This window comes from Neorhizobium sp. CSC1952 (assembly GCF_030378245.1).
GTDB classification, from domain to species: Bacteria; Pseudomonadota; Alphaproteobacteria; order Rhizobiales; family Rhizobiaceae; genus Neorhizobium; species Neorhizobium oryzae_A.
The window spans coordinates 3,650,055-3,674,929 of the sequence record NZ_CP128416.1 but is presented as its reverse complement, the minus strand read 5'-3'; the positions used below and the strand labels follow the sequence as shown (position 1 = coordinate 3,674,929).

25 protein-coding genes and 1 tRNA gene are annotated in these 24,875 nt (G+C 63.1%); 14 read left to right on the top strand and 12 right to left on the bottom strand.

Features of this window, described 5'->3' with window-relative positions; translation table 11 throughout:
• The first annotated feature begins 22 nt into the window (after positions 1-22).
• The 6 genes from rhaS (at position 23) to QTA58_RS17890 (ending at position 6,430) form a co-directional block, all read left to right on the top strand.
• On the top strand, positions 23-1,018 hold the full coding sequence (gene rhaS, locus QTA58_RS17915; protein ID WP_085424848.1) for a rhamnose ABC transporter substrate-binding protein: 996 nt from the start codon (positions 23-25) through the stop codon (positions 1,016-1,018).
• A 187-nt stretch (positions 1,019-1,205) separates the two neighbouring features.
• Positions 1,206-2,732 carry a sugar ABC transporter ATP-binding protein gene (locus tag QTA58_RS17910; RefSeq protein ID WP_289673207.1) on the top strand — a complete coding sequence of 509 codons (1,527 nt, stop codon included), beginning with the start codon at positions 1,206-1,208 and terminating at the stop codon, positions 2,730-2,732.
• An 8-nt stretch (positions 2,733-2,740) separates the two neighbouring features.
• Complete coding sequence (locus tag QTA58_RS17905; protein WP_289669911.1) at positions 2,741-3,745, top strand: ABC transporter permease; 1,005 nt, start codon at positions 2,741-2,743, stop codon at positions 3,743-3,745.
• Entirely contained in the window at positions 3,742-4,743 is a 1,002-nt protein-coding gene (locus tag QTA58_RS17900; RefSeq protein ID WP_289669908.1) for an ABC transporter permease, read from the top strand. The genes QTA58_RS17905 and QTA58_RS17900 overlap by 4 nt, the downstream gene beginning before the upstream one ends.
• Positions 4,740-5,060, top strand: coding sequence for an L-rhamnose mutarotase (gene rhaM, locus QTA58_RS17895; protein WP_289669907.1), 321 nt, complete (start codon positions 4,740-4,742; stop codon positions 5,058-5,060). Before QTA58_RS17900 ends, rhaM begins: the two co-directional genes overlap by 4 nt.
• On the top strand, positions 5,057-6,430 hold the full coding sequence (locus QTA58_RS17890; protein WP_289669906.1) for an FGGY-family carbohydrate kinase: 1,374 nt from the start codon (positions 5,057-5,059) through the stop codon (positions 6,428-6,430). Before rhaM ends, QTA58_RS17890 begins: the two co-directional genes overlap by 4 nt.
• 3 nt (positions 6,431-6,433) lie before the next feature.
• On the opposite strand, the gene QTA58_RS17885 is transcribed toward QTA58_RS17890, so the two are convergent.
• Positions 6,434-7,387, bottom strand: a complete 954-nt coding sequence (locus QTA58_RS17885) for a GlxA family transcriptional regulator (protein WP_289669905.1) — start codon at positions 7,385-7,387, stop codon at positions 6,434-6,436.
• A gap of 97 nt (positions 7,388-7,484) precedes the next feature.
• On the opposite strand from QTA58_RS17885, the gene QTA58_RS17880 reads away from it, so the two are divergent.
• The 3 genes from QTA58_RS17880 to QTA58_RS17870 all read left to right on the top strand — a co-directional run bounded on the left by QTA58_RS17880 (position 7,485) and on the right by QTA58_RS17870 (position 10,301).
• Entirely contained in the window at positions 7,485-8,633 is a 1,149-nt protein-coding gene (locus QTA58_RS17880) for a DJ-1/PfpI family protein (RefSeq protein ID WP_289669904.1), read from the top strand.
• Between the two features lie 59 nt (positions 8,634-8,692).
• A complete protein-coding gene (locus QTA58_RS17875; protein ID WP_289669903.1) occupies positions 8,693-9,922 on the top strand; it encodes a flavin-dependent oxidoreductase in 1,230 nt (409 codons plus the stop codon).
• 151 nt (positions 9,923-10,073) lie between these two features.
• The gene (locus QTA58_RS17870; RefSeq protein WP_289669902.1) at positions 10,074-10,301 is read left to right on the top strand and encodes a hypothetical protein; all 228 of its coding nucleotides are present in this window, start codon (positions 10,074-10,076) and stop codon (positions 10,299-10,301) included.
• Between the two features lie 227 nt (positions 10,302-10,528).
• Here the strand turns inward: QTA58_RS17870 and QTA58_RS17865 are convergent.
• Positions 10,529-10,604, bottom strand: a tRNA-Ile gene (locus QTA58_RS17865).
• 240 nt (positions 10,605-10,844) lie between these two features.
• Between QTA58_RS17865 and QTA58_RS17860 the strand changes: the two genes are divergently transcribed.
• Positions 10,845-11,597 (top strand): SIMPL domain-containing protein, encoded by a 753-nt coding sequence (locus QTA58_RS17860; RefSeq protein ID WP_289669901.1) that lies wholly within the window; start codon positions 10,845-10,847, stop codon positions 11,595-11,597.
• Positions 11,598-11,703: 106 nt separating this feature from the next.
• On the opposite strand, the gene QTA58_RS17855 is transcribed toward QTA58_RS17860, so the two are convergent.
• The 7 genes from QTA58_RS17855 to QTA58_RS17825 all read right to left on the bottom strand — a co-directional run bounded on the left by QTA58_RS17855 (position 11,704) and on the right by QTA58_RS17825 (position 17,881).
• Positions 11,704-12,051, bottom strand: a complete 348-nt coding sequence (locus tag QTA58_RS17855; protein ID WP_289669899.1) for a hypothetical protein — start codon at positions 12,049-12,051, stop codon at positions 11,704-11,706.
• Positions 12,052-12,194: 143 nt separating this feature from the next.
• Complete coding sequence (locus QTA58_RS17850; RefSeq protein WP_289669898.1) at positions 12,195-12,617, bottom strand: secondary thiamine-phosphate synthase enzyme YjbQ; 423 nt, start codon at positions 12,615-12,617, stop codon at positions 12,195-12,197.
• 57 nt (positions 12,618-12,674) lie between these two features.
• Positions 12,675-13,028 (bottom strand): DUF1428 family protein, encoded by a 354-nt coding sequence (locus QTA58_RS17845; RefSeq protein WP_289669896.1) that lies wholly within the window; start codon positions 13,026-13,028, stop codon positions 12,675-12,677.
• Between the two features lie 157 nt (positions 13,029-13,185).
• Complete coding sequence (locus QTA58_RS17840; RefSeq protein ID WP_289669895.1) at positions 13,186-13,563, bottom strand: DUF427 domain-containing protein; 378 nt, start codon at positions 13,561-13,563, stop codon at positions 13,186-13,188.
• Positions 13,564-13,692: 129 nt separating this feature from the next.
• Positions 13,693-14,733, bottom strand: coding sequence for a zinc-dependent alcohol dehydrogenase family protein (locus tag QTA58_RS17835; protein WP_289669894.1), 1,041 nt, complete (start codon positions 14,731-14,733; stop codon positions 13,693-13,695).
• A 69-nt stretch (positions 14,734-14,802) separates the two neighbouring features.
• The gene (gene recQ / locus QTA58_RS17830) at positions 14,803-16,662 is read right to left on the bottom strand and encodes a DNA helicase RecQ (protein ID WP_289669892.1); all 1,860 of its coding nucleotides are present in this window, start codon (positions 16,660-16,662) and stop codon (positions 14,803-14,805) included.
• 70 nt (positions 16,663-16,732) lie between these two features.
• Positions 16,733-17,881: a DUF930 domain-containing protein gene (locus QTA58_RS17825; RefSeq protein ID WP_289669890.1), complete on the bottom strand. Its 1,149-nt coding sequence runs from the start codon at positions 17,879-17,881 to the stop codon at positions 16,733-16,735.
• Positions 17,882-18,094: 213 nt separating this feature from the next.
• Here QTA58_RS17825 and QTA58_RS17820 point away from each other — a divergent pair, with 213 nt between their 5' ends.
• On the top strand, positions 18,095-18,598 hold the full coding sequence (locus QTA58_RS17820; RefSeq protein WP_289669889.1) for a TetR/AcrR family transcriptional regulator: 504 nt from the start codon (positions 18,095-18,097) through the stop codon (positions 18,596-18,598).
• 10 nt (positions 18,599-18,608) lie between these two features.
• Positions 18,609-18,953 (top strand): multidrug efflux SMR transporter, encoded by a 345-nt coding sequence (locus QTA58_RS17815; protein WP_085424867.1) that lies wholly within the window; start codon positions 18,609-18,611, stop codon positions 18,951-18,953.
• Between the two features lie 55 nt (positions 18,954-19,008).
• On the opposite strand, the gene rpoD is transcribed toward QTA58_RS17815, so the two are convergent.
• From rpoD to dnaG, 3 genes are all read right to left on the bottom strand, one after another.
• Positions 19,009-21,072, bottom strand: coding sequence for an RNA polymerase sigma factor RpoD (gene rpoD / locus QTA58_RS17810; RefSeq protein ID WP_085424868.1), 2,064 nt, complete (start codon positions 21,070-21,072; stop codon positions 19,009-19,011).
• Positions 21,073-21,487: 415 nt separating this feature from the next.
• A complete protein-coding gene (locus QTA58_RS17805) occupies positions 21,488-21,835 on the bottom strand; it encodes a GFA family protein (protein WP_085424869.1) in 348 nt (115 codons plus the stop codon).
• 88 nt (positions 21,836-21,923) lie between these two features.
• On the bottom strand, positions 21,924-23,936 hold the full coding sequence (dnaG, locus tag QTA58_RS17800) for a DNA primase (RefSeq protein WP_289669887.1): 2,013 nt from the start codon (positions 23,934-23,936) through the stop codon (positions 21,924-21,926).
• 188 nt (positions 23,937-24,124) lie between these two features.
• Here dnaG and QTA58_RS23995 point away from each other — a divergent pair, with 188 nt between their 5' ends.
• Both QTA58_RS23995 and QTA58_RS17795 read left to right on the top strand, forming a co-directional pair.
• Positions 24,125-24,316 carry a BrnT family toxin gene (locus QTA58_RS23995; RefSeq protein WP_341850268.1) on the top strand — a complete coding sequence of 64 codons (192 nt, stop codon included), beginning with the start codon at positions 24,125-24,127 and terminating at the stop codon, positions 24,314-24,316.
• 63 nt (positions 24,317-24,379) lie between these two features.
• Positions 24,380-24,712, top strand: coding sequence for a BrnA antitoxin family protein (locus QTA58_RS17795; RefSeq protein WP_289669886.1), 333 nt, complete (start codon positions 24,380-24,382; stop codon positions 24,710-24,712).
• The last annotated feature ends 163 nt before the right edge of the window (positions 24,713-24,875 follow it).

Below are 24,875 nucleotides of genomic sequence, written 5' to 3'. Positions count from 1 at the left end.
CTATCAACTGGGAGGACTGACCATGAAACTTGCAAGGAAATTGGCTATCGGCGTGGCGCTCGCCTTCGCCGCCATGACTACGGCCGCAGGTGCCGCCGACATGAAGATCGCGCTCGTCGTGAAATCGCTCGGCAACGGCTTCTTCGAAGCCGCCAACAAGGGCGCACAGGAAGCGGCAAAGGAACTCGGCGGCGTCGAGATCATCTATACCGGTCCGACGACCACGACCGCCGAAGGCCAGATCGAAGTCATCAATTCGCTGATCGCGCAAGGCGTGGATGCGATCGCCATCTCCGCCAACGATCCGGATGCCGTCATTCCGGCACTGAAGAAGGCCGCCCAGCGCGGCATCAAGGTGATCTCCTGGGATTCCGCCGTCGCCCCGGAAGGCCGCATCATGCACCTGAACCCGTCGTCCAACGAGCTCATCGGCAAGATGTGCCTGACGCTCGCGGCAAACCATCTGGAAGGCGGCAAGGGTGATTTCGCGATCCTGTCGGCCACGACGACCTCGACGAACCAGAACACCTGGATCGCGGAGATGAAGAAGCAGCTCAAGGACTTCCCGGGCCTCAATCTCGCCACGACCGTCTATGGCGACGACCTCGCCGACAAGTCCTATCGTGAAGCGCAAGGCCTGCTCACCTCGCAGCCGAACGTGAAGGTCATCGTCGCTCCGACCACGGTCGGCGTGCTCGCCGCCTCGCAGGCGGTCAAGGATGCCGGCAAGATCGGCCAGGTCTACGTCACCGGCCTCGGCCTGCCGTCCGAAATGGCCGGCGCCATCAAGTCCGGCGCGACCAAGGAATTCGCCATCTGGAACCCGATCGACCTCGGCTATTCCGCGACCCAGATCGCCTATCACATCGTCAAGGGCGACACGGATGCCAAGCCGGGCTCGGAAATCGAAGCCGGCCGCATGGGCAAGATCAAGGTGGGCGACAACGGCGAGGCCGCGATGGCCGACCCGTTCGTCTACAACGCTTCCAACATCGACGAGTTCTCGAAGATTTTCTGAGCCGTTGGCATTTGCCCCTCACCCTGGCCCTCTCCCCGCACGCGGGGAGAGGGGATGCGGCCAACTCACGGTCCTCGACCTGGGAAGACAGCGCAGCATATTCCTTCTCCCCGCGGGCGGGGAGAAGGTGCCGGCAGGCGGATGAGGGGCTTTCAGGTAAAAACCGATGATGACTGCTGTCGTAACTATGACTGACCAGACGATCGACACACCTTCGCTTGATGCAGGAACGCCGATCCTGGAAATGCGCGGCATCAGCCAGATATTCCCCGGGGTGAAGGCCCTCGACGGGGTCAGCATCAAGCTCTTCCCCGGCCAGGTGACTGCGCTGATCGGCGAGAACGGCGCCGGCAAGTCGACACTGGTCAAGATCCTGACCGGTATCTATCGCCCCAACGAAGGCGAGATGTTCATCGATGGCCGGCCGATTGCGTTCCATAGCGCACAGGCCGCGATCGATGCCGGCGTCACGGCCATCCATCAGGAAACCGTGCTTTTCGACGAACTGACGGTCGGCGAGAACATCTTTCTCGGCCATGCGCCGCGCACGCGCTTCGGTACGATCGACTGGCGGCAGATCAACGATCGCTCAAAAGCGCTCATGCGTGAACTCGAAAGCGAGATCGACCCCACGATCCGCCTGCGCGACCTCTCGATCGCCCAGCGCCATCTGGTCGCGATCGCCCGGGCGCTTTCGGTCGAGGCGCGCATCGTCATCATGGACGAGCCGACCGCCGCCCTTTCCCGCAAGGAGATCGACGACCTCTTCCGCATCGTCGAAGGCTTGAAGCGGCAGGGCAAGACGATCCTCTTCATCAGCCACAAGTTCGACGAGGTCTACGAGATCGCCGAAAACTTCGTCGTCTTCCGCGACGGGCGCGCCGTCGGCCAGGGCAAGCTCAAGGACACGCCGCAGGACGAGATCGTCCGGCTGATGGTCGGCCGTGACGTCAAGGACGTCTTCCCCAAAGTGAAGGTCGAGATCGGCGCTCCGGTGCTTGCCGTTGAAGGCTATAGCCACCCGACCGAATTCCGCGACATCTCCTTCGAACTCCGCCGCGGCGAGATCCTCGGCATCTACGGCCTGATCGGCGCCGGCCGTTCCGAACTCTGCCAGTCGCTGTTCGGCATCACCCGCCCCTCCTCCGGCCGGCTGACGCTGGAAGGCCGGCCGATCGGCATCCGCTCGTCCAGCGACGCGATCCGCGCCGGCATCGTCTATGTCCCGGAAGAACGAGGCCGTCACGGTCTGGCCTTACCCATGCCGATCTTCCAGAACATGTCGCTTCCGTCTTTGAGGAAGACCTCCCGCTCCGGCTTCCTGAAGGCCGCGAACGAACTGGCGCTTGCCCGCAAATACGCGGAACGGCTCGACCTGCGCGCCGCCGCCCTCTCCGTGCCCGTCGGCACGCTCTCCGGCGGCAATCAGCAGAAGGTGGTGATCGGCAAGTGGCTGGCGACCCGGCCTAAGGTGATCATCCTCGACGAGCCGACCAAGGGCATCGATATCGGCTCCAAGGCGGCGGTGCACGGCTTCATCACCGAACTCGCCGCCGAGGGCCTGTCGATCATCATGGTCTCCTCCGAGCTTCCGGAAATCCTCGGCATGTCAGACCGGGTGATGGTGATGCGCGAAGGCCTGTCGGCGGGGATTTTTGAACGTGATCGCCTGAGCGCCGAAGTCCTCGTGCGCGCCGCGACCGGCAATCAGTGAGGGAAGCCATGAACCGCCTCCTGAAGAACCGCGAACTCCTGCTGCTCGCCATCATCGCGATCATGGTGATCGGCTTCTCCACCCGTGCGCAGGGTTTTGCTTCGCCTGGCAATCTCGCCAACATCTTCAATGACACGTCGATCCTGATCATCCTGGCGCTCGGCCAGATGACGGTGATCCTGACGAAGTCGATCGATCTCTCGGTCGCCGCCAACCTCTCCTTCACCGGCATGGCGGTGGCGATGGCCAATGCGGCCTATCCCGACCTGCCGCTGGCGCTCCTGATCGTCATGGCCATCGGCATCGGCGCCTTCCTCGGCGCGATCAACGGCTTCCTTGTCTGGGCGCTGCAGATCCCGCCGATCGTCGTAACCCTCGGCACGCTGACCATCTATCGCGGCATGGCCTTCGTGCTGTCCGGCGGCGGCTGGGTGAACGCTCACCAGATGACGCCCTCCTTCCTCAACATCCCGCGCATGTCCATGCTCGGCCTGCCGATCCTTTCCTGGATCGCGGTTCTCATCGTGCTCGGCGCATGGTTCGTGCTGACCCGCCTGCCCTTCGGCCGCGCGGCCTATGCGTCCGGCGGCAATCCGACGGCGGCCGTCTATGCCGGCATCGATATAGGCTGGACGCGCTTTCTCGCCTTCGTGACATCGGGCGCGCTCGCCGGCCTCTGCGGTTATCTCTGGGTATCGCGCTACGCGGTCGCCTATGTGGACATCGCGATCGGCTTCGAGCTCGATACCGTCGCGGCCTGCGTCATCGGCGGCATCTCGATCGCCGGCGGCATCGGCACGGTGGCGGGCGCCGTGCTCGGTTCGCTCTTCCTCGGTGTCATCAAGAATGCCCTTCCGGTCATCGGCATCTCGCCTTTCGCGCAGATGGCGATCTCCGGCATCGTCATCGTGCTCGCCGTCGTCTTCAACGCCCGCGCCGAGAAGAAGGCCGGCCGCATCATCCTGCGCGATCGCGCAGCCCAAGACCGGAATACCGGGGAGGTCTCCGCATGAGCGACGTCGTTACCTCGAAGCGCGTGATCCCGGATCGGATCGGCACCAAGACCTCGCGCATCCTTTCGAGCTGGGAAGTGCTGCTTTTCGGCGTGGCGGTGCTGATCTTCATCTTCAACTCCTTTGCCTCGCCTTACTTCCTGAACGCCTGGAACCTCTCCGACGCGACCTTCAACTTCACCGAAAAGGCGATGATCGCCTTCGCCATGGCGCTTCTGGTGATTGCCGGCGAGATCGATCTTTCGGTGGCGGCGATCATCGCGCTCGCCTCGACCGCCATGGGTGCGGCAGCGCAGGCCGGCATCGGCACGCCGGGCCTCGTGGCGATCGGGATCGGCGTCGGGCTTGCCTGCGGCGCCTTCAACGGCCTGCTCGTCGCCGGACTGCGGCTGCCCTCGATCGTCGTGACGATCGGCACGATGAGCCTCTTCCGAGGCATTTCCTACATCGTGCTCGGCGACCAGGCCTATGGCAAATATCCGGAAAGCTTCGCCTATTTCGGCCAGGGCTATGTCGCCTGGGTCTTCTCCTTCGAATTCGTACTGTTCATCGTGCTTGCGATCGCCTTCGCGGTACTGCTGCATGCGACCAATTTCGGCCGGCAGGTCTATGTGATCGGCAACAACGAGTTCGCCGCACGCTTCTCCGGCATTCCGGTGGAGCGGGTGAAGTTCATCCTCTTCCTGCTGACCGGTCTGATGGCAGGCGTGGCGAGCGTCTGCCTCACCTCGCGGCTCGGATCGACCCGGCCGTCGATCGCTCAAGGGTGGGAACTGGAAGTGGTCACCATGGTGGTGCTCGGCGGCGTCTCCATCCTCGGCGGCGCCGGCACGATCGCCGGCGTCGTCATCGCGGCGTTCGTCATGGGCCTGGTCACCTTCGGCCTCGGTCTTCTGAACGTCCCCGGCATCGTCATGTCGATCTTCGTCGGTCTGCTTCTGATCATCACCATCGCCGTGCCGATCGTCGCCCGACGCATCAAGGAAATGAGCCGATGAGTTCGGAGAAATATGCCTTCAAGATGAAGCTCAATCCGGGCATGGAGGCTGAGTATAAGAAGCGCCATGACGAGATCTGGCCTGAACTGGCCGACCTGCTGCGCAAAGCCGGCGTCAGTGACTATTCGATCCATCTCGACCGCGAGACGAACATCCTGTTCGGCGTGCTGACGCGACCGCGGAACCATACGATGGAAAACCTGCCGGACCATCCGGTGATGAAGAAATGGTGGGCGCATATGGCCGACATCATGGAAACCAATCCGGACAATTCGCCGGTCGCGACCGATCTCGTGACGGTCTTCCATCTGCCATGACGATACCGGAAAAGATCGCCGTCCTCGATATCGGCAAGACCAACGCCAAGGTCGTCGTGCTCGACTGCATGACTGGCGGAGAGATTGCCGAGAGGAGGACGCCGAACCGCGTCCTCCCCGGTCCGCCTTACCCGCATTACGATATCGAGAGCCTATGGGAGTTTGCTCTGGACGCCTTGGCCGGCTTCGCCAGGGAACCCGGCTTCGACGCGATCTCCATCACCACGCACGGGGCTTCCGCCGTACTGCTCGGCACCGACGGAGCGCCGGCATTGCCGGTCCTCGACTACGAGCATCGATATCCGGAAGACATCCAGAAGGCCTATGCTGCACTCCGTCCGCAATTCTCCGAAACCTTCTCGCCTGCCCTTTCCGGCGGGCTGAATGTCGGGGCGCAGCTTCATTACCAGAAGACGGCCTTTCCGGATGAGTTCGCCCGCGTGCGGGCGATCCTGACCTATCCGCAATATTGGGCATTCCGGCTGACCGGCGTCGCGGCGAACGAAGTGACCTCGCTTGGTTGCCACACGGATCTCTGGCGGCCGCGCGACGGCTCATATTCCTCGCTGGTCGACAAGCTCGGCATTCGCGATCTGATGGCGCCTGTCCGCTCCGCCTTCGATGCGCTCGGCCCGGTCCTGCCGGAGATCACGCAAAGGATCGGCCTCACGAGCCCCGTGCCGGTCCATTGCGGAATCCACGATTCCAACGCCTCGCTGCTTGCCCATCTGATCGGCCGCGAACCGCCGTTCGCCGTCGTCTCGACCGGTACCTGGGTCGTGAATTTCGCGGTCGGTGGCGATCTCGATCATCTGGACCCGGAACGCGACACGCTCGCCAATGTCGATGCCTATGGCCGCGCCGTGCCCTCGTCCCGCTTCATGGGCGGCCGCGAGTTCGAGATCCTGACCGCGGAACACGGCAGGCTTGATCCCCCGGCAGCGCTCGCCGCAATGCCGAAGGTCATCGAGAAGCAGGTCATGCTGCTGCCGAACATCGCGACCGGTTCCGGCCCCTTCCCCGGCCACGGGCGGCAATGGATCAACGATGCCGACGCTTCGTCCGACGAGCGCTGGGCCGCCGCCTGCCTATACCTCGCGCTCATGACCGAAACGTGCCTGGAACTGATCGGTGCAAAAGGACCGGTTCTGGTGGAAGGCCCCTTCTCCTCCAATCCGGCCTATCTGCAGGCGATGCGCTCTCTCCTTCGACAAGACGTGATCGCTCTTCCGGGTTCGACGGGAACGAGCCAGGGTGCGGCCTTGCTCGCCGGAGTTTCGCCGAAAACAAAGCCGGGATCTCCCGCTCCGATGCCGTCGTGGGATATGCGGCGCTACAGAGCTATCTGGGGCAACAGCCTCGGAGGCTGAGTTCTACGCGGGGCGGCTCTGCTGAGGCCGGGCTGCCCGCCGAAGCGCCTGGGGCGGCTGCCCGAAATTGCGCAGGAAAGCGCGTCGCATCCGCCCCGGATCACCGAAACCGGCGGCTTCCGCAATGTGCTCTAGCGGCGTATGACCGGTCTCGATTGCCGCTCGCGCTGCCTCGAGACGCAGGCGTTCCAAGGCTTTTCCCGGCGTCGTCCCCGTCTCCGCCGCAAATGTCCGGGCAAAATTGCGTGGGCTCATGGCGACATGATCGGCAAGCCGTTCGACGGTCAGAGGTTCTGCGAGATGCTCGCGCATCCACGCGATCAGGCCGGAGAAGCGGCCCGTGCGCCCGCCCAGCTCCACGAGCGCTGAAAACTGCGATTGGCCGCCGGGCCGCCGTTGGTGGATGACGAGCTGATGCGCCGTCCGTCGCGCGATCTCCTGGCCGAGGTCGTCCTCGATCAAGGCGAGCGCCAGGTCTATCCCGGAAGAGATGCCGGCCGAGGTCCAGATGTCGCCGTCCCGGATGAAGATGCGTTCGGCATCCAGCCTGATCTTCGGGTAACGGCGGGAGAAATCGTCCGAATTGGCCCAATGCGTCGTGGCGCTGCGGCCATCGAGCAACCCGGCCTCGGCGAGAAGATATGCACCCGAACAGACGCTCGTCATCCGCCGCGGCTCCACCCGCCTGAGCCAGGCCAGGATTTCCTGCAACGCCTCCCGCGAACGAAGGATATCGCCGCCCGACATGACGACCGTGTCGAGCGCGCCCTCCTCCAGCGGCCTTGCGGAAAGCTTCAGCCCCGACGAACTCTCGACCTCGCCGCCGCCGGGTGCCATCAGCACCAGGTCGTAGCTTCCGGGGCTGAACCGCTCCGCGATTTCGAAAGCCGCGGCGGGGCCGGCTGCGTCCAGTATCTGGAAGCCGGGAAAGATGACGACGGCAACGGTTCGGATCATGGCAGCTTTTGCCCGATTTATGTCGTTTCGGACAGGAGATAGCGGCGGTAGTCTTCGCTTCAAGCCATCGATGCGGGAGGAAATCGGGGCAGATGTCATGAATTGGCGGCTTATGCTTTGGAGCGGCTTGGGTCTCGCGGCGGTCTTCCTGGTGCTCGCTGCCGGCTGGATTGTCTCGCTGCCGCCTGCAACGGCCGCCGCAGCAGCCCAGCCGGTCCCGAAGGAAGAGGCGGATGCAACGATCGCGGCGCTGAAACCGCCGAAACGCCAGCGCCCGGTGGTGGCGGTGATCGCCGTCAACGACGGAACGGAAACCACCGATTATCTCATGCCCTATGGCATCCTCCGGCGCGCCGATGTCGCCGAGGTCGTGGCTCTGGCAACGAGCCCGGGGCCGGTGACGCTTTATCCGGCACTCAAGGTCGAGCCGCAGGCCACGATCATCGACTTCGATGCGCGTTATCCCGAAGGCGCCGATTATGTGATCGTCCCGGCCATGCACCGCGACGACGATCCGGCAGCACTTGAATGGATCAGAAGCCAGGCGGCCAAGGGCGCGATCGTCATCGGTGTCTGTGCCGGCGCCAAGGTCGTCGCCGCTGCAGGCCTGCTGGACGACCGCCGGGCCACCACCCATTGGTACTATCTCGATCAGCTGCGCGAGCGGCATCCCGCGATCCGTCATGTCCCGGACCGGCGGCTGGTAGTGGACAGGGGTGTTGCGACGACGACGGGGATCAGCGCCTCGATGCCGATGTCGCTCACGCTGATCGAAGCGATCGCCGGCCGGGAAAAGGCCGAGCAGGTCGCCCGCGAGCTCGGGCTTGGCGATTGGGATGCGCGGCACGATAGCGGTGCGTTCAGGTTCACCCGCCCGTTCGCGCTGACGGCGATCGCCAACACGCTTGCCTTCTGGAACCGGGAGACGCTCGGCATCGAACTTTCGCCCGGCATGGACGAAGTGTCGCTCGCGCTCGTCGCGGATGCCTGGTCCCGGACCTATCGATCCCGCGCGGTGACATTCGCCGCGGATGGGGGCGCACGACCCAGCCGCAACGGCATCCGCATCGTTCCGGACGAAGTCACCGCACGGTGGACGGCCGAGCGGCTGCCCGAGACAATATTGAACAGCCGGCCCGCAAGGGCGCTGGACGAAACACTTGCAGCGATCGGCGATCGCTACCGCACACGCACGGCCGACTTCGTCGCCATGCAGCTCGAATACCCGAGACGCGCCGCCCCCTGAATGGGTCATGCTTTCGGATCAGACCGATCGTCTCGCAGAACGGGAGGAGGAAGCCAATCATGAAAGCGCTGATCGCGGGGGCCGGTATCGGAGGCCTCACCACCGCTCTTTTCCTGCACGAAGCCGGAATCGAGGTCGAGATATTCGAGCGTGCCGACGAAGTTCGGGAACTCGGCGTCGGCATCAACATGCTGCCCCACGCCGTCAGACAACTGGCGGATCTCGGATTGATGGCCGACCTCGACGCCGCGGGCATCCGCACGAGGGAGCTGATCTACACCAACCGCTTCGGGCAGATCGTGTGGCAGGAGCTGCGCGGCCTGGATGCCGGGCATGACGTACCGCAGATCAGCATCCATCGCGGCAAGCTGCTGGGAGTGATCTACAGGGCCGTGATCGACCGCCTCGGCCGCGATGCCATAAATCTCGGCTGCCGCGTCGACGGTTTGGGGGAGACCGGCAATACAATCTCGGTCCGTTTCGCAAGAGGCGACGGATCGCGTGGCGAAGCCCGCGGCGATCTCCTGATCGGAGCGGACGGGATACACTCCGCCGTTCGTGCGGCACTCTACCCCGATGAAGGACCGTCGATCTGGAGCGGCATCATGCTGTGGCGCGGCGCCACGCACTGGCCCAAATGGCGCGACGGCCGCACGATGGCGATCGCCGGAGGCAATTTTGCAAAATTCGTCTACTACCCGATCGAGGCGGACCCGGGCGAGCCGGGAATGCGCCTGACGAACTGGGCGGTGATGGCGAAAGTCGGCGAAGCCGGCGCGCCGCCCCTGCGGCGGGAGGATTGGAGCCGGTCGGGCGTCATGGAGGAAGTCCTGCCTTTCGTCCGCGACCGCTTCCATCTCGACTTCGTCGATCCCGCAGCCATCATCCGCGCCACGGAGACCTTCTATGAGTATCCGAATTGCGATCGCGAGCCGCTGCCGCGCTGGTCGTTCGGACGCATAACGCTGCTCGGCGACGCCGCCCATCCCATGTATCCCGTAGGTTCCAACGGCGCGAGCCAGGCCATTCTCGACGCCCAATCCCTGGCGACGCACCTGCGATCGGGGGACGGGATCGAGGCCGCCCTCTCCCGCTACGACGCCGAGCGCCGGCCGGCGACATCCGCCATCGTCCTGGCCAATCGCAAGGGCGGCCCCGAAGGCGTCATCGACATGATCGAAGCCCGCGCACCGGATGGTTTCGACGATATCGACAAAGTCGCGTCATACGAGGAACGCGAGAAGGTGGTGCGCGGCTACGCCTCGCTGGCAGGATTTGCGCGCCCCTGACGACGGGGGCCCGTCACTCGCCCGCCTCATTACGGCAATCGAGTGGCTCCGCAGCCATGCCCGAGCACATCATGCACGAGCACATTTTGCATGGCGCGCTCCTGCACCCGTTGCTATTTTATAGGCATGCGTTCTTTGGGAGGACTGAGCGATGAGTTGGAAGTCGAAGGTGCCGGGATGCTTGGGTCATGCAGATGCTTCCTTCCGCATCCAACACGAAGAAGACGCGAGGGACCTGATTCTCGAAGCGAAAATCGCCGGAGCAAGCTTCGAGGAACTGGAAAGAGAAATGGTCTGGCACCTCTATCGCGATGGCGCCACGCGCGAACAGATGGACGAGCAGATTGATCGGGCCCGGGCGCTCTGGTCGCCGTCGTAGGACAGTCGCAGACGCGCGCCGGAATCATGTCCATCACCGGATGCACGGCACAAAGGAAGGTCGAAACCCAATGCGCCGCGTCAACCAAAAGCGGCTCGCACAGGCAACAATCACCAAGCTCAAGCACGCAGGATCAGAACGAACGGAAAACAGAAATTGGCTAACTCCATTTTTGGCGCCAACCAAAAACGTCTATAATCCTTTGAAAATAATAGAAAAAAGAAAAATGGTGGGCCCGGAGGGACTCGAACCCCCAACCAAGCGGTTATGAGCCGCCAGCTCTAACCATTGAGCTACAGGCCCGCCGATCAGGCGACGGGAAAGGCGCAATGGCTCGCCTCCCCTTCGAGGTCCGCTCTAACCTAAATCCCCGCAAGCCACAAGCCGTTGCCGCAATAGCTTCACAATCAACCGGCAGGTAAACTTGCCGATGCGCGGATGCCGGGAAGTGATTCCCGTCGGCATCGCGCGGGAAGCAAACACACCGCGGCGGAATTGCGTATCGGCATTTCCTGCCGCCCAGACCGATTGGGGAGAACATCCATGCGCCTTGCGCTTTCGTCGTCACGTCTCGTCCTGGCAACGCTCTTCGCGGGCGCGATCGCCGCTGCAGCAGCAAGCCAGGTGTCGGCACAGGAGCCCCGCTCCCGCGAGCCCGTCATCAGCGTTTCCGGCGAAGGCGAAGCCTCGCTCGCACCCGATATGGCGATCCTGACCTTGTCGGTCGTGCGCAACGGGAAGACGGCCGAAGCCGCTCTTTCGGCCAACAGCGCGGCCATGAAGGAAGTGCTCGCGGCACTCAAGACCGACGGCATCGCCGACCGCGACATCCAGACGAGCAACTTCTCGATCTATCCGCAATATCGCCATTCCGAGCCGAAGAACGGCATCATCGATCCGCCGGAGATCATCGGCTACGAGGTCGCCAACACGCTGACGTTGAGAGTGCGCGATCTTCAGGCCCTCGGCGGCCTCATCGACCGCTCGGTCAAGCTCGGCGTCAACCAGGGCGGCCAGATCGATTTCACCAACGACGATCCGGATAAGGCGGTCACCGAAGCGCGCAAGGCCGCCATCGCGGAAGCGCTCGCCAAGGCCAAGACGCTGACGGAGGCGGCAGGCGTGAGGCTCGGACGGATCATCGAGATCAGCGAGAATGCGATCCGCCCGATGCCGCAGCAGCCGATGATGCGCATGGCGGCGGCAAAGGATATGGCGGCCGAGGCCGTTCCGATCGCAAGCGGCGAGAACACCTACAGGGTGACCGTCAACATGACCTTTGCCCTCGAACAATAACGGGGGCGGAAAACAGGAACGGAAAACGCACGTCCCCGCCGGTCGATGGCGACCGGCGGGGACGCTTTCCTCCGTCAACGGGCGATGGAGACGGAAGGATTGGTCGTCAGCGGCGGATCAGCGGGCAGCCGCGCACGTTGGCGAAAACAACCCGATCGGGGCCCCGGCGGCCGAAGCCGACGACCGTGACGGTGCGCCGGGAAACGTCGACGACGCGGGTGCGGCGAAGCCCCATGCGGTCGGCCTTCCGCTCGGCCAGCCACGGAGCGCAGCCCGGACGGCGGTCGGGGCGGCGGTCCGGACGCCAATGGCGGTCGCGATCGCGGTCATGATCGCGATACTGGACCTGGATGCCGATTTCCGGGCTGGCAGCCGCCGCGGTCGGGGCCGTGGCGGAAAGGCCGGCGAGCGCGATGAGAGCGGCGACACCGGCTTTGACGATCAGGCTGGTCATGAGGGCGTTTCTCCGTAATCCGGGTCAGGAATGCCTGGCCCTTGGTGTTGGTTCTCTCGCCTTTCCGAGCGATTGATCCGACCCTAGACTGTCGCATCTGAACGCGATCCCAACCTCCCGTTCAGCCTGCGTTCATGTTCTGATCATGGAGAAAGATGCAGGACGACCTCGCGGATATGCGGGCGGTCGCGATGCTCGAAGAGATAGATGCCTTGCCAGGTGCCGAGCATCAGCCGGCCGCCGGTCACCGGAATTCCGAGCGAAGCGGCGGTGAGCGCCGCCTTGATATGCGCCGGCATGTCGTCCGGCCCCTCGCTCGTATGCGTCACCCAATCCATCCCCGGATGGTCCGCCGGCGGCACGAGGCGCGAGAAGAAGGTCTTCAGGTCGCGGCGCACGTCCGGATCGGCATTCTCCTGAATGATCAGCGAACAGGACGTATGGCGCACGAAAACCGTCAGCAGTCCCTCGCCGGCTTGCTGGCGGCGCACGAAATCCTGCGCCGCCTCGGTGAATTCATAAAGCCCCTGGCCGCGGGTGGAGATCGAGATCACGGTCTGGGGCATCGGAATTCCTTTCGATGGATATGCCGGCAGGAGACGGCATATCTATCATCGTCCGGGCTACATTGTCAGGAAGCTTCGGAAGCCTCCGAAGATCATCCGCTTGCCGTCGAAAACCTCCCGCCATTCGTCGCCGGCGAAACGGGGATCCTTCATCACCTTGGCGTTGATCTCGTCGCGCCGTTCGCGGCTCTCGTAGGTGATCCACGCAAAGATGACGGTTTCATCCTCCTTCGCCTGCACGGCGCGCGGAAACGAGGTGAGTTCGCCATAGGGCACGTCGTCGCCGATGCATTCCACATAGGAAAGCGCGCCGTATCCCATCCACACCTCGCCGCCAAGGCGGGCCATTTCCTTGTAACGTTCCAGATTGGCCGTCGGCACGGCAAGAATAAATCCATCCACATAGGGCATTTCCGGTCCTCCTTGATGTTGCAACATATCAAGGACGTGGGAGCCGGACTGCAGCCGACAAGGGTGGCGAATTTTCTTCAGCCTTCCGGAGAGCCGTCAGGACCCGCGAAGCGGCGAGATGCGGAAAACCCGGACGACCGGGCAAGCTTTTGCGCGCTCAGGCGAATTCCTCGATGGAATCGACGCGATCCGGATAGAAGGCGACGTGCTCCTTGATGCCGGCCACCGCGTCATAGGGATGTTCGTAGGACCAGACCGCATTCTTCGAACGCTCGCCGCCCGCGGGTATGCTGAAATAGGAAGCCTCGCCCTTGTAAGGGCAATAGGTCTCGTGAGCGGTCCGCTCGAGAAGCGACATGTCGACATCCTTGCGGGGAATGTAATGCACCGGCGGATAGGAGGCTTCACGCAGCGTCAGCGTGTCGGCGCTGTCGGCGACCACCTTGCCGCCGAGCTTCACCACGACCCGCGCCGGATTGCGTTCGACGGTAATCGGATGATCAGGACCTGGAATCTTCTGCACTCTGGCGTTCATGACATGTCCTTTCGTTTCGGCTCATGACGCAGATGTAGGACATGGCGGAAAGCGACCAAGCGGCCGGAATGGAATGCTGCGGTCGCCGGCGGCAAACAATATCGGACACCATGGACGCTCGACGCCTGCCTAGAACGTGGTGATCACGCTGATGCCGGGCGTTTCCGACGTATCGAGCGTCATCAGCGCCGGCACGGCCTCCTCGAGGCTGATCCTCTTGGCGATAAGCTGCTGCGGCTTCATCTTGCCCGCCGTCAGCATGGCGAGCATCGCATCGTAGCGCCAGGCCTGCATGCCGTGGCTGCCGTAGATCTCCAGCTCGTGGCCGATCACCTGCGCCATCGGGATCGCGGGCGTGGCATGTTCGCCGAGCATCAGCCCCACCTGCACGTGCCGGCCGCGGCGGCGCAGGTTCTTGATCGAGTTGAAGCAGGTGACGGGGTGGCCGAGTGCGTCGATCGAGACATGCGCGCCGCCCTTGGTGATCTCGCGCACCGCTTCGACGACATCCGGCACCGAACCCGCGTTGATCGTCGCGACCGCGCCGCACCGGCGGGCAAGCGCCAGCTTGTCCTCGGCAAGGTCGATGCCGATCGCGTTCGCGCCGAGCGCCGTGGCGATCATGATCGCCGAGAGGCCGACCCCGCCGCAGCCATGCACCGCCACCCAGTCGCCGGGGCCGGTGCGCGCCTGGTCGGCGACGGCGCGGAAGGAGGTCGCGAACCGGCAGCCGAGGCTTGCCGCCGTCGCGTCGTCGATCTCGTCCGGCAGATGCACGAGGTTCGTGTCGGCATAGTCGATCGCCACATATTCGGCGAAGGAGCCCCAATGGGTGAAACCCGGCTGGAACTGGTTGGGGCAAACCTGCTGGTTGCCGGAATGGCATTCGGAGCAATGCCCGCAGCCGGAGACGAACGGCACCGTCACCCGGTCGCCCACCTTGAAGCGCATGACGCCCTTGCCCGCTGCAATGATCTTGCCCGCCAGTTCATGACCCGGCACATGCGGCAGGCGGATATCCGGATCATGGCCCATCCAGCCATGCCAGTCGCTGCGGCAGAGCCCCGTCGCGCCCACCTTGATCACCACGCCGTCAAATGCCGGCTCCGGATCGGGAAGATTGCGGATTTCCGGGGCCTTTTCAAAGGCATCGTAGAACATGGCTTTCATGATGGCATTCCTTGTAGAGATGGCCGCAGCATAGTCGGCTCTGCTGCTCGATCAACTGGATGTTCGCCCCTATGGCTGATGCGCCCTGATGACTTGAAGGAAAGCATCGCCGTAACGTTCCAGCTTGGACTGACCGACACCGGAAATGCCGAGCAATGCCTCGCGGCTCCTCGGACGTTCGGTTGCGAACGCGACGAGCGTCGTATCCGGAAAGACGACATAGGGCGGCACCGACAGTTCCTTGGCGATCGCCGTCCGGGCGGCCCGGAGCGCTTCGAAAAGCTCCATATCGGAGCCCTGCAATGCGGACTTGGCGTTCGCGGAGCTCGGCGAGGCGCTTCTCGACGCCTTTCCTGTCGTCGGGCGGTCCTTGCGGAAGCGAACCTCGCGCTCGCGCTTGAAGACGGCGCGGGCCTCCGGCTCCAGTCTCAGCGCACCGAAGGCGTCGTGATCGACGCTGACGAAGCCTGCGGCAAGAAGCTGGCGGTAGACCGATTGCCAGGTCTTCGACGGGATATCCTTGCCGGCACCGAAAACCGGCATGTTCACATGGCCGAAGCGGGTGGTCTTCTCGTTGACGGTTCCGATCAGCACGTCGATCAGATGACCGGTGCCGAAGCGCTCTCCGGTCCGGTAGACCGCCGCCAGCGCCTTGATCGCGGCTTCGGTGCCGTCCCAGGTCTCGACCGGCTTGAGGCATGTATCGCAATTGCCGCATCCGCCTTGATGCGTCTCGCCGAAATGCGCCAGGATCGCCTGCCGGCGGCAGCCCGGCGTCTCGCATATCGCAAGAAGCGCATTGAGCTTGGCACGCTCGACACGCTTCACCTCGTCCGCCGACCCGGCTTCGTCGATCATCCTGCGCCGCTGGATGACATCCGCCATGCCATAGGCCATCCAGACCTCGGACGGCAGGCCGTCGCGACCGGCACGGCCGGTTTCCTGGTAGTAGGCCTCGACCGAACCCGGCAGATCGAGATGCGCGACATACCGCACGTTCGGCTTGTCGATCCCCATGCCGAAGGCGACGGTGGCGACAAGGCAGAGATCCTCCTCTTTCAGGAACGCATCCTGGTTGGCATCGCGGACGTGCCGCTCCATGCCGGCATGATAGGCAAGCGCGCGAATGCCCTGCCCGTTCAGCCATTCGGCCGTGTCCTCGACCTTGGCGCGCGAGAGGCAGTAGACGATGCCGCTAGAGCCCTTGTGGCGCGACAGGAAGCGCAGGAGCTGCTGGCGCGGCTGGTCGCGTTCGACGATCTCATAGGCAATGTTCGGGCGATCGAACGAGGTCGTGAAGACTTCCGCCGAACGGAGCGCGAGCCTGTCGATGATGTCGTCGCGGGTATGCGGATCGGCGGTCGCCGTCAGCGCGATGCGCGGCACGCCTGGATACTGCTCGGCAAGCTGGCCGAGCTCGCGATATTCCGGCCTAAAATCATGTCCCCACTGGGAGACACAATGCGCCTCGTCGATCGCAAACAGGGCGATCCGCGCATTGCCGATCATCTCCCGGAAACCGGGCGTGACGACACGCTCGGGCGTCACATAGAGAAGTTTCAGATCGCCGCCGGCGATCGCCCGGCGGACGTGGACAAACTCTTCGCGCGTCAGCGAGGAATTGAGTGCGGCGGCACGAATGCCGAGCTGCTTCAGTGCCTCCACCTGATCGCGCATCAGCGCGATCAGCGGTGAAATCACGATGCCGACGCCGTCCCGGCAGAGCGCGGGAATCTGAAAGCACAGCGACTTGCCGGCTCCGGTCGGAAACAGCACGACCGCATCGCCGCCCGACACGACCCGATCGACGACGGCCGCCTGTTTGCCGCGAAAAGCGGAATAACCATAGATCTGGCTGAGGATGGCGAGCGGGTTCCTCGCACCTTCGCGGTCGAACAGGAGATCGGTCGTATTCTCGGTCAGCGGCATGGAATCGCTTTTACATGAAAGCCGGCACTATGGCATAGGCGGAGCGCCGGCGGCGAGTGTGGCCCGCCGATCAGAATTCCGGAAAGCCCCGCTTGCGCCATTCGCTACGCGGCACCGGAGCGCCGACATCGAATGCGAAGGAGAGAACCTTGGTGGCATTCTCATCCACTTCGCAGCGGAAACTCAAGTCATACCATTGCGCGCTTGCGCGAAAGGCGCCGCGCCTGACCTCCAGCACCGTCCCGCTCGACAGGCGGTAGACCTGCACTATTTCCGGCCGGTATGGCGGGGATGCGTGACGTAGCTGCGCCTGCATTTCCGTTGCGCAGAGCTGTCCGGCTCGAACGCCGCGCGGCACGTTGCCCATCGCTGCCGTAGCAATGGGGTCACCGGTTTCGTTCTGCGAGAACAAGGTTTTTGCTTCCGTCAGTTCGGAGGGCTTTTCGGCAGCCGGCGTCTCGGGCGGTTTGCCTTGTGCCGCGGTCGCCGGCAGCGCTGCCGCGATATCAGCCTTGACCGCATCCGGCGACGTCTCCGAAGCAGAACCATTCTGCTGCGGATCGGACGAGGCGACATCGACCTCCGGCACCTTTATATCGTCGGGCACAGGATTGGCCGGCGGCTCTTCGGCGACGGTCGGCTCCTCTTCCGAAGGCTTCGGCTCTTCAGCGGCCTCCGCATCGGGTTCGCTCTCGACAGGCGGCGTCGCGGTATCCTGCGAGGCATTGCCGGTCTCGGATTTCCGCGGCCCGCCATCCTTTTCGCCGAATTCGAAGACGGGTCGCAGCATGGGTATCGGCTGCCCCCTCGCCTGCTCGTTCGCTAATGACTGCTCTTCCGGTTTCGCCTCCTCCTGCTGAGGCGGAGATGGTTCCGGTTGTTTTGCCTCTTCCTGCGGTTGAGGCTGTGGAGGAGGTTCTTCCTTGGCCTCCTCCTGCTTGGGAGGCTCCGGAGGTGGTGGTGGCTCCTCCTTTTCCGCTTCCTCCGCCGCTGGCGGTTCGGGTGGTTTTTGCTCCTCCTGCTTCGCCTCCTCCGCCTTCTCTTGCGTCTCCTCCGGCGGCGGAACGATTTCCACGCTCACGCTCTCCTCCTGCTGCGGCTCGGAGACATCGAGCGGCAGGTGGAAGAACAGGATGCCCGCGAACACGGCATGCAGAAGGATCGAGGCCGGAATGCCCCATCCTATGCCGCTGCGCCGCTTCTCAGTTTCATCCGTCATGCAAGCCGATGTAAGGTGGAAAGCGGACGGGATCGAGTCCCGGATCGATCAAAACAAAACAAATTCCGGCCTTCCTCGCATCGCTTTACCTCCTTCCTGCAAGTCGCCCATGCAGATCTCGGCATTGAAAACAAACCTACCAAATGGTATGTTCAAGAAATGTCCGAAGCCCATAGACGTGAAAAGCAACCGGAACAGGTGCGGCGATCCCTCTTGGATCATGCCGCGCGCTTCGGCGTGGAACAGGGATTGGCCGGCCTCACGCTGCAGGCTGTGGCCGACGCCGCCTCCGTCACCAAGGGCGGATTGCTGCATCACTTCCCGAGCAAGCAGGCGCTCATCGAGGCGGTCTTCAAGGATCTGCTTGGAAAACTCGACGAGGAAATCGACCGCCTGATGAGCGAAGACCCCGTCGAACACGGCCGGTTCACGCGTGCCTATATCGACGCCTTCTTCCAGGTGACGCGCGACGGCGCGAAGAGCCCGTGGGCGGCGCTTTCGATCTCCTGCATGACCGACGCCCGGCTACGTGAGCTCTGGTCGGACTGGATGCGGGAAAGGCTGGCACGCCATGCGGCGACCGACGGCAACCCGGCCCTCAAACTCGCGCGCTATGCGGCCGACGGCATCTGGCTTGCAAATCTGACGGAAGCGGACGGCATTCCGGCGAACGAGCTGGCCGGCCTTCGCGACCACCTTCAAAATCTTGCGAAATAAGAGCAGAAAGATGAATCCCGCCATCCTCACCTACGGCTCGCTCGCCGCCGCAATCGTGCTGGAAGTCATCGGCACGACTTTCTTGCAGCAGAGCCAGCAATTTACCCGCGCCCTGCCGACGATCCTGATGGCGCTGTGCTACGCCGCCGCCTTCTATCTCCTGTCGATCACCCTCCGCACGCTGCCGGTCGGCATCGCCTATGCGATCTGGAGCGGCCTCGGCATCGTGCTGATCTCGGCCGTCGGCCTCATCCTTTTCCGCCAGACGCTCGACACCGCCGCCATCATCGGCCTCGGGCTGATCATTTCGGGCGTCGTGGTGGTGAACCTGTTTTCGAACTCGGTCGGCCATTGAAAAACCCGGCCTGCTTTCGCGGGCCGGGCTTCGGTATGCTCGAACTGATGTAACGTCAGCTGTCCAGGAAGCTGCGGAGCTTGCGCGAACGGCTCGGATGCTTGAGCTTGCGCAATGCCTTCGCTTCGATCTGGCGGATACGTTCGCGGGTGACCGAGAACTGCTGGCCGACCTCTTCGAGCGTATGGTCGGTGTTCATGCCGATGCCGAAGCGCATGCGCAGCACGCGCTCCTCACGCGGCGTCAGCGAAGCGAGGACGCGGGTCGTCGTCTCGCGGAGATTCGCCTGGATGGCGGCATCGATCGGCAGAAGCGCGTTCTTGTCCTCGATGAAATCGCCGAGATGCGAATCCTCTTCGTCGCCCACCGGGGTTTCGAGCGAGATCGGCTCCTTGGCGATCTTCAGGACCTTGCGCACCTTTTCGAGCGGCATGGCGAGCTTTTCGGCCAGTTCTTCCGGCGTCGGCTCGCGGCCGATCTCGTGCAGCATCTGGCGCGACGTGCGGACGATCTTGTTGATCGTCTCGATCATGTGCACCGGAATGCGGATCGTACGGGCCTGGTCGGCGATCGAACGGGTGATCGCCTGCCGGATCCACCACGTCGCGTAGGTCGAGAACTTGTAGCCGCGGCGATACTCGAACTTGTCGACCGCCTTCATCAGGCCGATATTGCCTTCCTGAATGAGATCTAGGAACTGCAGGCCGCGGTTCGTGTACTTCTTGGCGATGGAGATGACGAGGCGCAGGTTCGCTTCGACCATTTCCTTCTTGGCGATGCGCGCCTCGCGCTCGCCCTTCTGCACCATGTGCACGATACGGCGGAATTCGCCGATCGAGATGCCGGTTTCGGTGGCCAGATTCTGGATTTCCTGGCGGATATCGCGGATCTTCTGGTTCTCGTTGCGCGCGAACTCCTTCCAGCCACGGCCGGAAAGATTGCTGATCGACTTCATCCAGTTCGGATCGAGCTCGGCGCCGAGATACTGCTCCACGAAGCTGTCGCGGGAGACGCCGTAGGATTCGGCGAGCGCACGCAGCCGGCCCTCGTTCTGCACGAGGCGCTTGTTGATGTCGTAGAGCTGCTCGACGAGGGAGTCGATGCGGTTCTGGTTGAGCGACAGCGACTTGACGGCGGTGATCAGCTCGTCCTTGAGCTCCTTGTAGCGGCGCTCCTGGGCGGAAGACAGCGTACCCGTCGCGGCAAGCCTCTGTTCGACCTGCTGGTCCTGCAGCTTGCGCAGCTTCTTGTAGGTGTCGGCGATGAGGTCGAGGGTTTCCATGACCTGCGGGCGCAGTTCCGCTTCCATCGCCGCGAGCGAGAGGCTGGACTCGTCGTCGTCTTCCTCTTCCTCCTCGATGGCGATGCCCTCGCCGCCGACCGCGGTGATGTCGTCGTCATTGGCCGCGGAGAAGCGAGCCTTGCGGTTCTTTTCCTTCTCTTCGGCCGCCTTGCGGTCGGCCTCGATCTTTTCCGGGCTCTGGAACTGCGGGGCAGCCTTGGCCTCGGGACCCGAATAGGTCGTTTCGAGGTCGATGATCTCGCGCAGCAGCGTCGTGCCTTCGTTCAGCTCGTCGCGCCAGATGATCAGCGCCTGGAAGGTGAGCGGGCTTTCGCAGAGACCTGCGATCATCGTCTCCCGGCCGGCTTCGATGCGCTTGGCGATCGCAATTTCGCCTTCGCGCGACAGAAGCTCAACGGAACCCATTTCGCGCAGATACATGCGCACCGGGTCGTCGGTACGGTCGGTCGGTTCCTTCTTCTTGGCGGTCGCAAGCGCCGTGCCGGGCGTGGTGGCGAGCTCGCCGCCTTCGCCCTCTTCGTTGTCGCTATCGCTGTCGCCGTCGTCGTCGCCGCCGGCAGCTTCTTCCGCCTCTTCGTCCTCGATGACGTTGATGCCCATATCGGAGAGCATCGCCATCGTGTCCTCGATCTGCTCGGAGGTGACTTCCTCCGACGGCAGGACCGAATTCAACTCGTCCATGGTGACATAGCCGCGCTTCTTCGCAGCCTTGATCATCTTCTTGACGGCATCATCAGAAAGGTCGAGAAGCGGACCGTCGTGCGTACCTTCGCGTTCGTTATCTGCTTCTTCGTTTTCTTTGACTTTTGTTGCCATGTATTTCGTCGCTTTCCCTGAACGCCACTTTTGCCGCGCTTCGTGGCCACCGGCTCAAGACGGAATTACCGCTTTCACCGCGAATCACTGTCCAACACGTAACGGAATGACCTTTAATTCCCGATTACCATTCGGCGGTCGCTTTTGACGCAGGACCGTCCCGTCAGAAGATCACCGGTCCTGTTCGGTGCTATTGACCCACTCCGCCTGTTCTGCCTTGAAATGGTGATTCCCACAAATTAACGCTCCGTCAAGCTTTTCCGAAGCTCATGCCCAGGAAAAGTGGAAAAACCCGCTCAAGACGGGCCTAATAGGGGTACGTTCACCAGATTTACCCGATATGTAGGCAACATGCCCCCAAAGACAAGAGTTTGCGGCGGGAGAAAGGTGACGCGCTCCATCCCGGCATCCCTGTCTAGCGGGAAGCACCGTCATACTGGGTTACCGTCAATGCCGCAAGATCGATCTCCGGCACGCATCTGAGGTTGATCGCCGCCATCTCCGCGCCGTTCGGCATCGTCGCTTCGCTGAAGGGCGCGACGCCGCAGTTTGCGCAGAAGTGGTGGACGATCACCCGTTGATTGAACTGGTATGTGGAAAGGTTCTCGCGGGGCGTCGTGAGCTGCATGTTGTTGCGCGGAACGAAAGCCAGAAGCACGCCCCGCCGCCGGCAGAAGGAACAGTTGCATTCCAACGCTTCGTTGAACTCGCCCTCGGCTTCGAACGCGATCCTGCCGCAATGACAGCTTCCCGAAATCCGCATCGATATCTCCTTCTCCAATTCGCGCGGCGTAGATTAGAGCGGAGACATTATTCGGCAAGGTGGAATTTCGGGGGCGGCGATCGCACCCTCAGCCGTGGCTGACGGCAGCGCCCTTCACTCGCCCCGAAAGCACGCCGAAACCATCGATGATCGCTTCCTGGTTTTCCATGCGCAGGATTTCGAGCTGCACCTCGGACAGCGCCCTCAGAAGCGCTTCGATCTCGTCGGCATCCCCCGCCTCCGTCGCCTCCGCGATCGCGCGTTCCAGCTCGATCTTCTGGATGCGCAGCGCCTTGGTGCGCTTGTGGAGCGACAGCGCCTGGCGATAGCCCTCGCGGGCGTCTTCCGGCGCCGCCTCTTCCGTCGCCGTCCAGAGCCGCGCATTGCGCACCTGCTGGTCGAGGGATTTCAGGATCGCATCGAAACCTTCTCCGACCAGACGCTGCGTGAGATATTCGCGCGAAAGGTTCGCGCCGGCAGTGGCGGCCGCCGGCAGCACCGCCGACCAGAAGCGCTGCAGGTCGCGGTTTTCGAAATCGATCGCGGCGATCTCGTCGTATTCCTCTAAGAGAAGCTGCGGATGATTGACGATGGTGAGCGCCAGCACGCTTTCCCGAAGCGCCGGCAGGTCGCTATAACCGCGGACGAGACCGGAACGCGCAAGCCGTTCGGAAACGCCGACGCCCCTGCCCGCCGCGCGCGGTCCTTGCGATGCGCCGCCCTGTCCCGGATATCCCGGTCCCTGGCGCCCGCCACCGCGCTGAAAACCCTGACGGCGGTCGTTGCCGCCTCTCGGCGCCGGCGCGAAAAAGCTGTTCAGCCGGTCGCGGACCTCCTGCTGGTAATGGCGCCGGACGTTTTCGTCGGCGATGACCGAGACGATCTGCTTCAGCCGTGCCTCGAGCTCGGCGCGCTTTTCCGGCGTGTCGTAATTCGCCGAAGCGGCTTCCCGCCGCCAGATCATGTCGACCAGCGGCCTTGCTTCCGCGAGAACCTTGTCGAACGGTGCGCGGCCTTCATGCTTGACGAGATCGTCCGGGTCCTTGCCGTCCGGAAGCAGCGCGAACCGCACCGATCGGCCGGGCTTCAGGAAAGGCAGCGCCAGATCGGCGGCGCGGCTTGCGGCGCGCAGGCCCGCGCCGTCACCGTCGAAGCAGAGAACCGGCGTCGGCGATACCTTCCAGAGAAGGTCGAGTTGGTTTTCGGTGAGCGCCGTGCCGAGCGGCGCCACGGCATTCTCGACGCCCGCCTGATTGAGCGCGATGACGTCCATATAGCCCTCGACGGCGATGATCGCGGCGCCCTCGCTTTTCCCCGGCCCGGCCTGCGCGGCGCGCCGGGCGCGGGCGAAATTGTAGAGCACCTGCCCCTTGTGGAAGAGTTCGGTTTCCGGCGAGTTCATGTATTTCGCCGGCGCGTCCGGCGACATGGCGCGGCCGCCGAAGGCGATCACCTTTTCCCGCGACGACAGGATCGGGAACATGATCCGGTCGCGGAAATAATCGTAGGAAACGGGGATGTCCGGCCCGTGCCGCACCAGCCCGCAGGCCTCGATCTGCTCCTTCGGCACGCCCTTGCTCGCGAGATGCTCCTTCAGGGCATTGCGGCTCTCCGGTGCATAACCCAGCCGGAAGGTCTCGATGGTCCGGCCGGTCAGCCCGCGGTCGCGCAGGTAGGCGCGCGCCCTGGCGCCGCCCGCACTTTGGAGCTGGTCCTGAAAGAAGCGCGTCGCCAGCTCCATCACGTCGAGCAGCGTCGTGCGTTCCTTCTCGCGCTTCTCGGCCTGCGGATCCGGCTGCGGCATGGCGATGCCGGCCAAGTCGGCGATCTGCTGCACGGCTTCGGGAAAATTCAGCCCTTCGAGATCGGTGAGGAAACGGAAATGATCGCCGGAAACGCCGCAGCCGAAGCAGTGATAGCGGCCCTTGCGGTCCTCGCAATGGAAGCTCGGGCTCTTCTCGCCATGGAACGGGCAGCATGCCCAATAGTCCCCGCGTGAAACATTGGTCTTCTTGCGGTCCCACGTCACCCGACGGCCGATCACTGTGGAAATCGGCACGCGATCGCGGATCTCGTCGAGAAAACTGTTGGAAAAGCGCATCTTCACCTCTGGGCCGGCGTCCATATAACCACGGGGCGCAGGGAATGCCACCGCCAAGGACAATGCTGCCCGCTATTCACAGGCTTGACCAAAAAATACAAAAGTATATACATTCATGAAGCTAGCCTTGGGCCTAACAACGCAAGCGTTTCGAAGGTAATCCGCAACGCTCTGCGGGAGAACGGCCCGTGCCGCAAAACCAAACAAATTTTACCATATTCGAATGGGATGATGGTAAACGCGCGACAAACCTAGCAAAGCACCGGATCGATTTCGAAGATGTGGTCTTCGCTCTTCAGGAACCACGCCTCGAATTCCGCTCGGATCGAAATGGAGAAGTCCGCATCCTTGCGATTTGCCCCGATACCAGGCGCTCATAGCAGTCGTTTATACGATGAGAGGCGAAAAATGCCGGATCATCTCAGCACGAGCGGCCAGAGAGAATGAGCAAAAACTCTATTACAACCGTTACCCTCGATGAGCTTCGTCTGAAGCGTGCACGCGGCGAAAAGAGCCTTACCGACTGGGCGCGCGTCGAGGCCATGACCGACGAGGATATCGACCGTGCCATTGCGGACGATCCGGATTGGGAAGAGTTCAAGGACATCGACTGGTCCAAGGCCGAAATCGTCGTCCCTGCGCAGAAAAAATCGATCTCCATCCGGGTGGATGAAGATGTCATCGATTTCTTCAAGTCGACCGGAAAGGGTTATCAGACCCGCATCAACGCAGTGCTTAAGCACTATGTGCGCGAACAAAAACGCCAAAAAAAATAACTCGGCTTCCGGTTCACTTACAGCGCGGCGGCTTTGCGCCGTAACCCGCAAAATTACCTTTTTGTAATTTGCCACGCGAGCCCGGACGGGCTTAGCTTGATCCGTCATTCGGAGCGCCCGCGCCTGTCTCACGCCCCCCCGGGACAGGTCCTTGCCGGATGTC

Bases quoted from the DNA above. Each gene is read 5' to 3' on its own strand.
- rhaS (WP_085424848.1), top strand. From the start codon at position 23: ATGAAACTTGCAAGGAAATTGGCTATCGGCGTGGCGCTCGCCTTCGCC.
- QTA58_RS17910 (WP_289673207.1), top strand. From the start codon at position 1,206: ATGACTGACCAGACGATCGACACACCTTCGCTTGATGCAGGAACGCCG.
- QTA58_RS17905 (WP_289669911.1), top strand. From the start codon at position 2,741: ATGAACCGCCTCCTGAAGAACCGCGAACTCCTGCTGCTCGCCATCATC.
- QTA58_RS17900 (WP_289669908.1), top strand. From the start codon at position 3,742: ATGAGCGACGTCGTTACCTCGAAGCGCGTGATCCCGGATCGGATCGGC.
- rhaM (WP_289669907.1), top strand. From the start codon at position 4,740: ATGAGTTCGGAGAAATATGCCTTCAAGATGAAGCTCAATCCGGGCATG.
- QTA58_RS17890 (WP_289669906.1), top strand. From the start codon at position 5,057: ATGACGATACCGGAAAAGATCGCCGTCCTCGATATCGGCAAGACCAAC.
- QTA58_RS17885 (WP_289669905.1), bottom strand. From the start codon at position 7,387: ATGATCCGAACCGTTGCCGTCGTCATCTTTCCCGGCTTCCAGATACTG.
- QTA58_RS17880 (WP_289669904.1), top strand. From the start codon at position 7,485: ATGAATTGGCGGCTTATGCTTTGGAGCGGCTTGGGTCTCGCGGCGGTC.
- QTA58_RS17875 (WP_289669903.1), top strand. From the start codon at position 8,693: ATGAAAGCGCTGATCGCGGGGGCCGGTATCGGAGGCCTCACCACCGCT.
- QTA58_RS17870 (WP_289669902.1), top strand. From the start codon at position 10,074: ATGAGTTGGAAGTCGAAGGTGCCGGGATGCTTGGGTCATGCAGATGCT.
- QTA58_RS17860 (WP_289669901.1), top strand. From the start codon at position 10,845: ATGCGCCTTGCGCTTTCGTCGTCACGTCTCGTCCTGGCAACGCTCTTC.
- QTA58_RS17855 (WP_289669899.1), bottom strand. From the start codon at position 12,051: ATGACCAGCCTGATCGTCAAAGCCGGTGTCGCCGCTCTCATCGCGCTC.
- QTA58_RS17850 (WP_289669898.1), bottom strand. From the start codon at position 12,617: ATGCCCCAGACCGTGATCTCGATCTCCACCCGCGGCCAGGGGCTTTAT.
- QTA58_RS17845 (WP_289669896.1), bottom strand. From the start codon at position 13,028: ATGCCCTATGTGGATGGATTTATTCTTGCCGTGCCGACGGCCAATCTG.
- QTA58_RS17840 (WP_289669895.1), bottom strand. From the start codon at position 13,563: ATGAACGCCAGAGTGCAGAAGATTCCAGGTCCTGATCATCCGATTACC.
- QTA58_RS17835 (WP_289669894.1), bottom strand. From the start codon at position 14,733: ATGAAAGCCATGTTCTACGATGCCTTTGAAAAGGCCCCGGAAATCCGC.
- recQ (WP_289669892.1), bottom strand. From the start codon at position 16,662: ATGCCGCTGACCGAGAATACGACCGATCTCCTGTTCGACCGCGAAGGT.
- QTA58_RS17825 (WP_289669890.1), bottom strand. From the start codon at position 17,881: ATGACGGATGAAACTGAGAAGCGGCGCAGCGGCATAGGATGGGGCATT.
- QTA58_RS17815 (WP_085424867.1), top strand. From the start codon at position 18,609: ATGAATCCCGCCATCCTCACCTACGGCTCGCTCGCCGCCGCAATCGTG.
- rpoD (WP_085424868.1), bottom strand. From the start codon at position 21,072: ATGGCAACAAAAGTCAAAGAAAACGAAGAAGCAGATAACGAACGCGAA.
- QTA58_RS17805 (WP_085424869.1), bottom strand. From the start codon at position 21,835: ATGCGGATTTCGGGAAGCTGTCATTGCGGCAGGATCGCGTTCGAAGCC.
- dnaG (WP_289669887.1), bottom strand. From the start codon at position 23,936: ATGCGCTTTTCCAACAGTTTTCTCGACGAGATCCGCGATCGCGTGCCG.
- QTA58_RS17795 (WP_289669886.1), top strand. From the start codon at position 24,380: ATGAGCAAAAACTCTATTACAACCGTTACCCTCGATGAGCTTCGTCTG.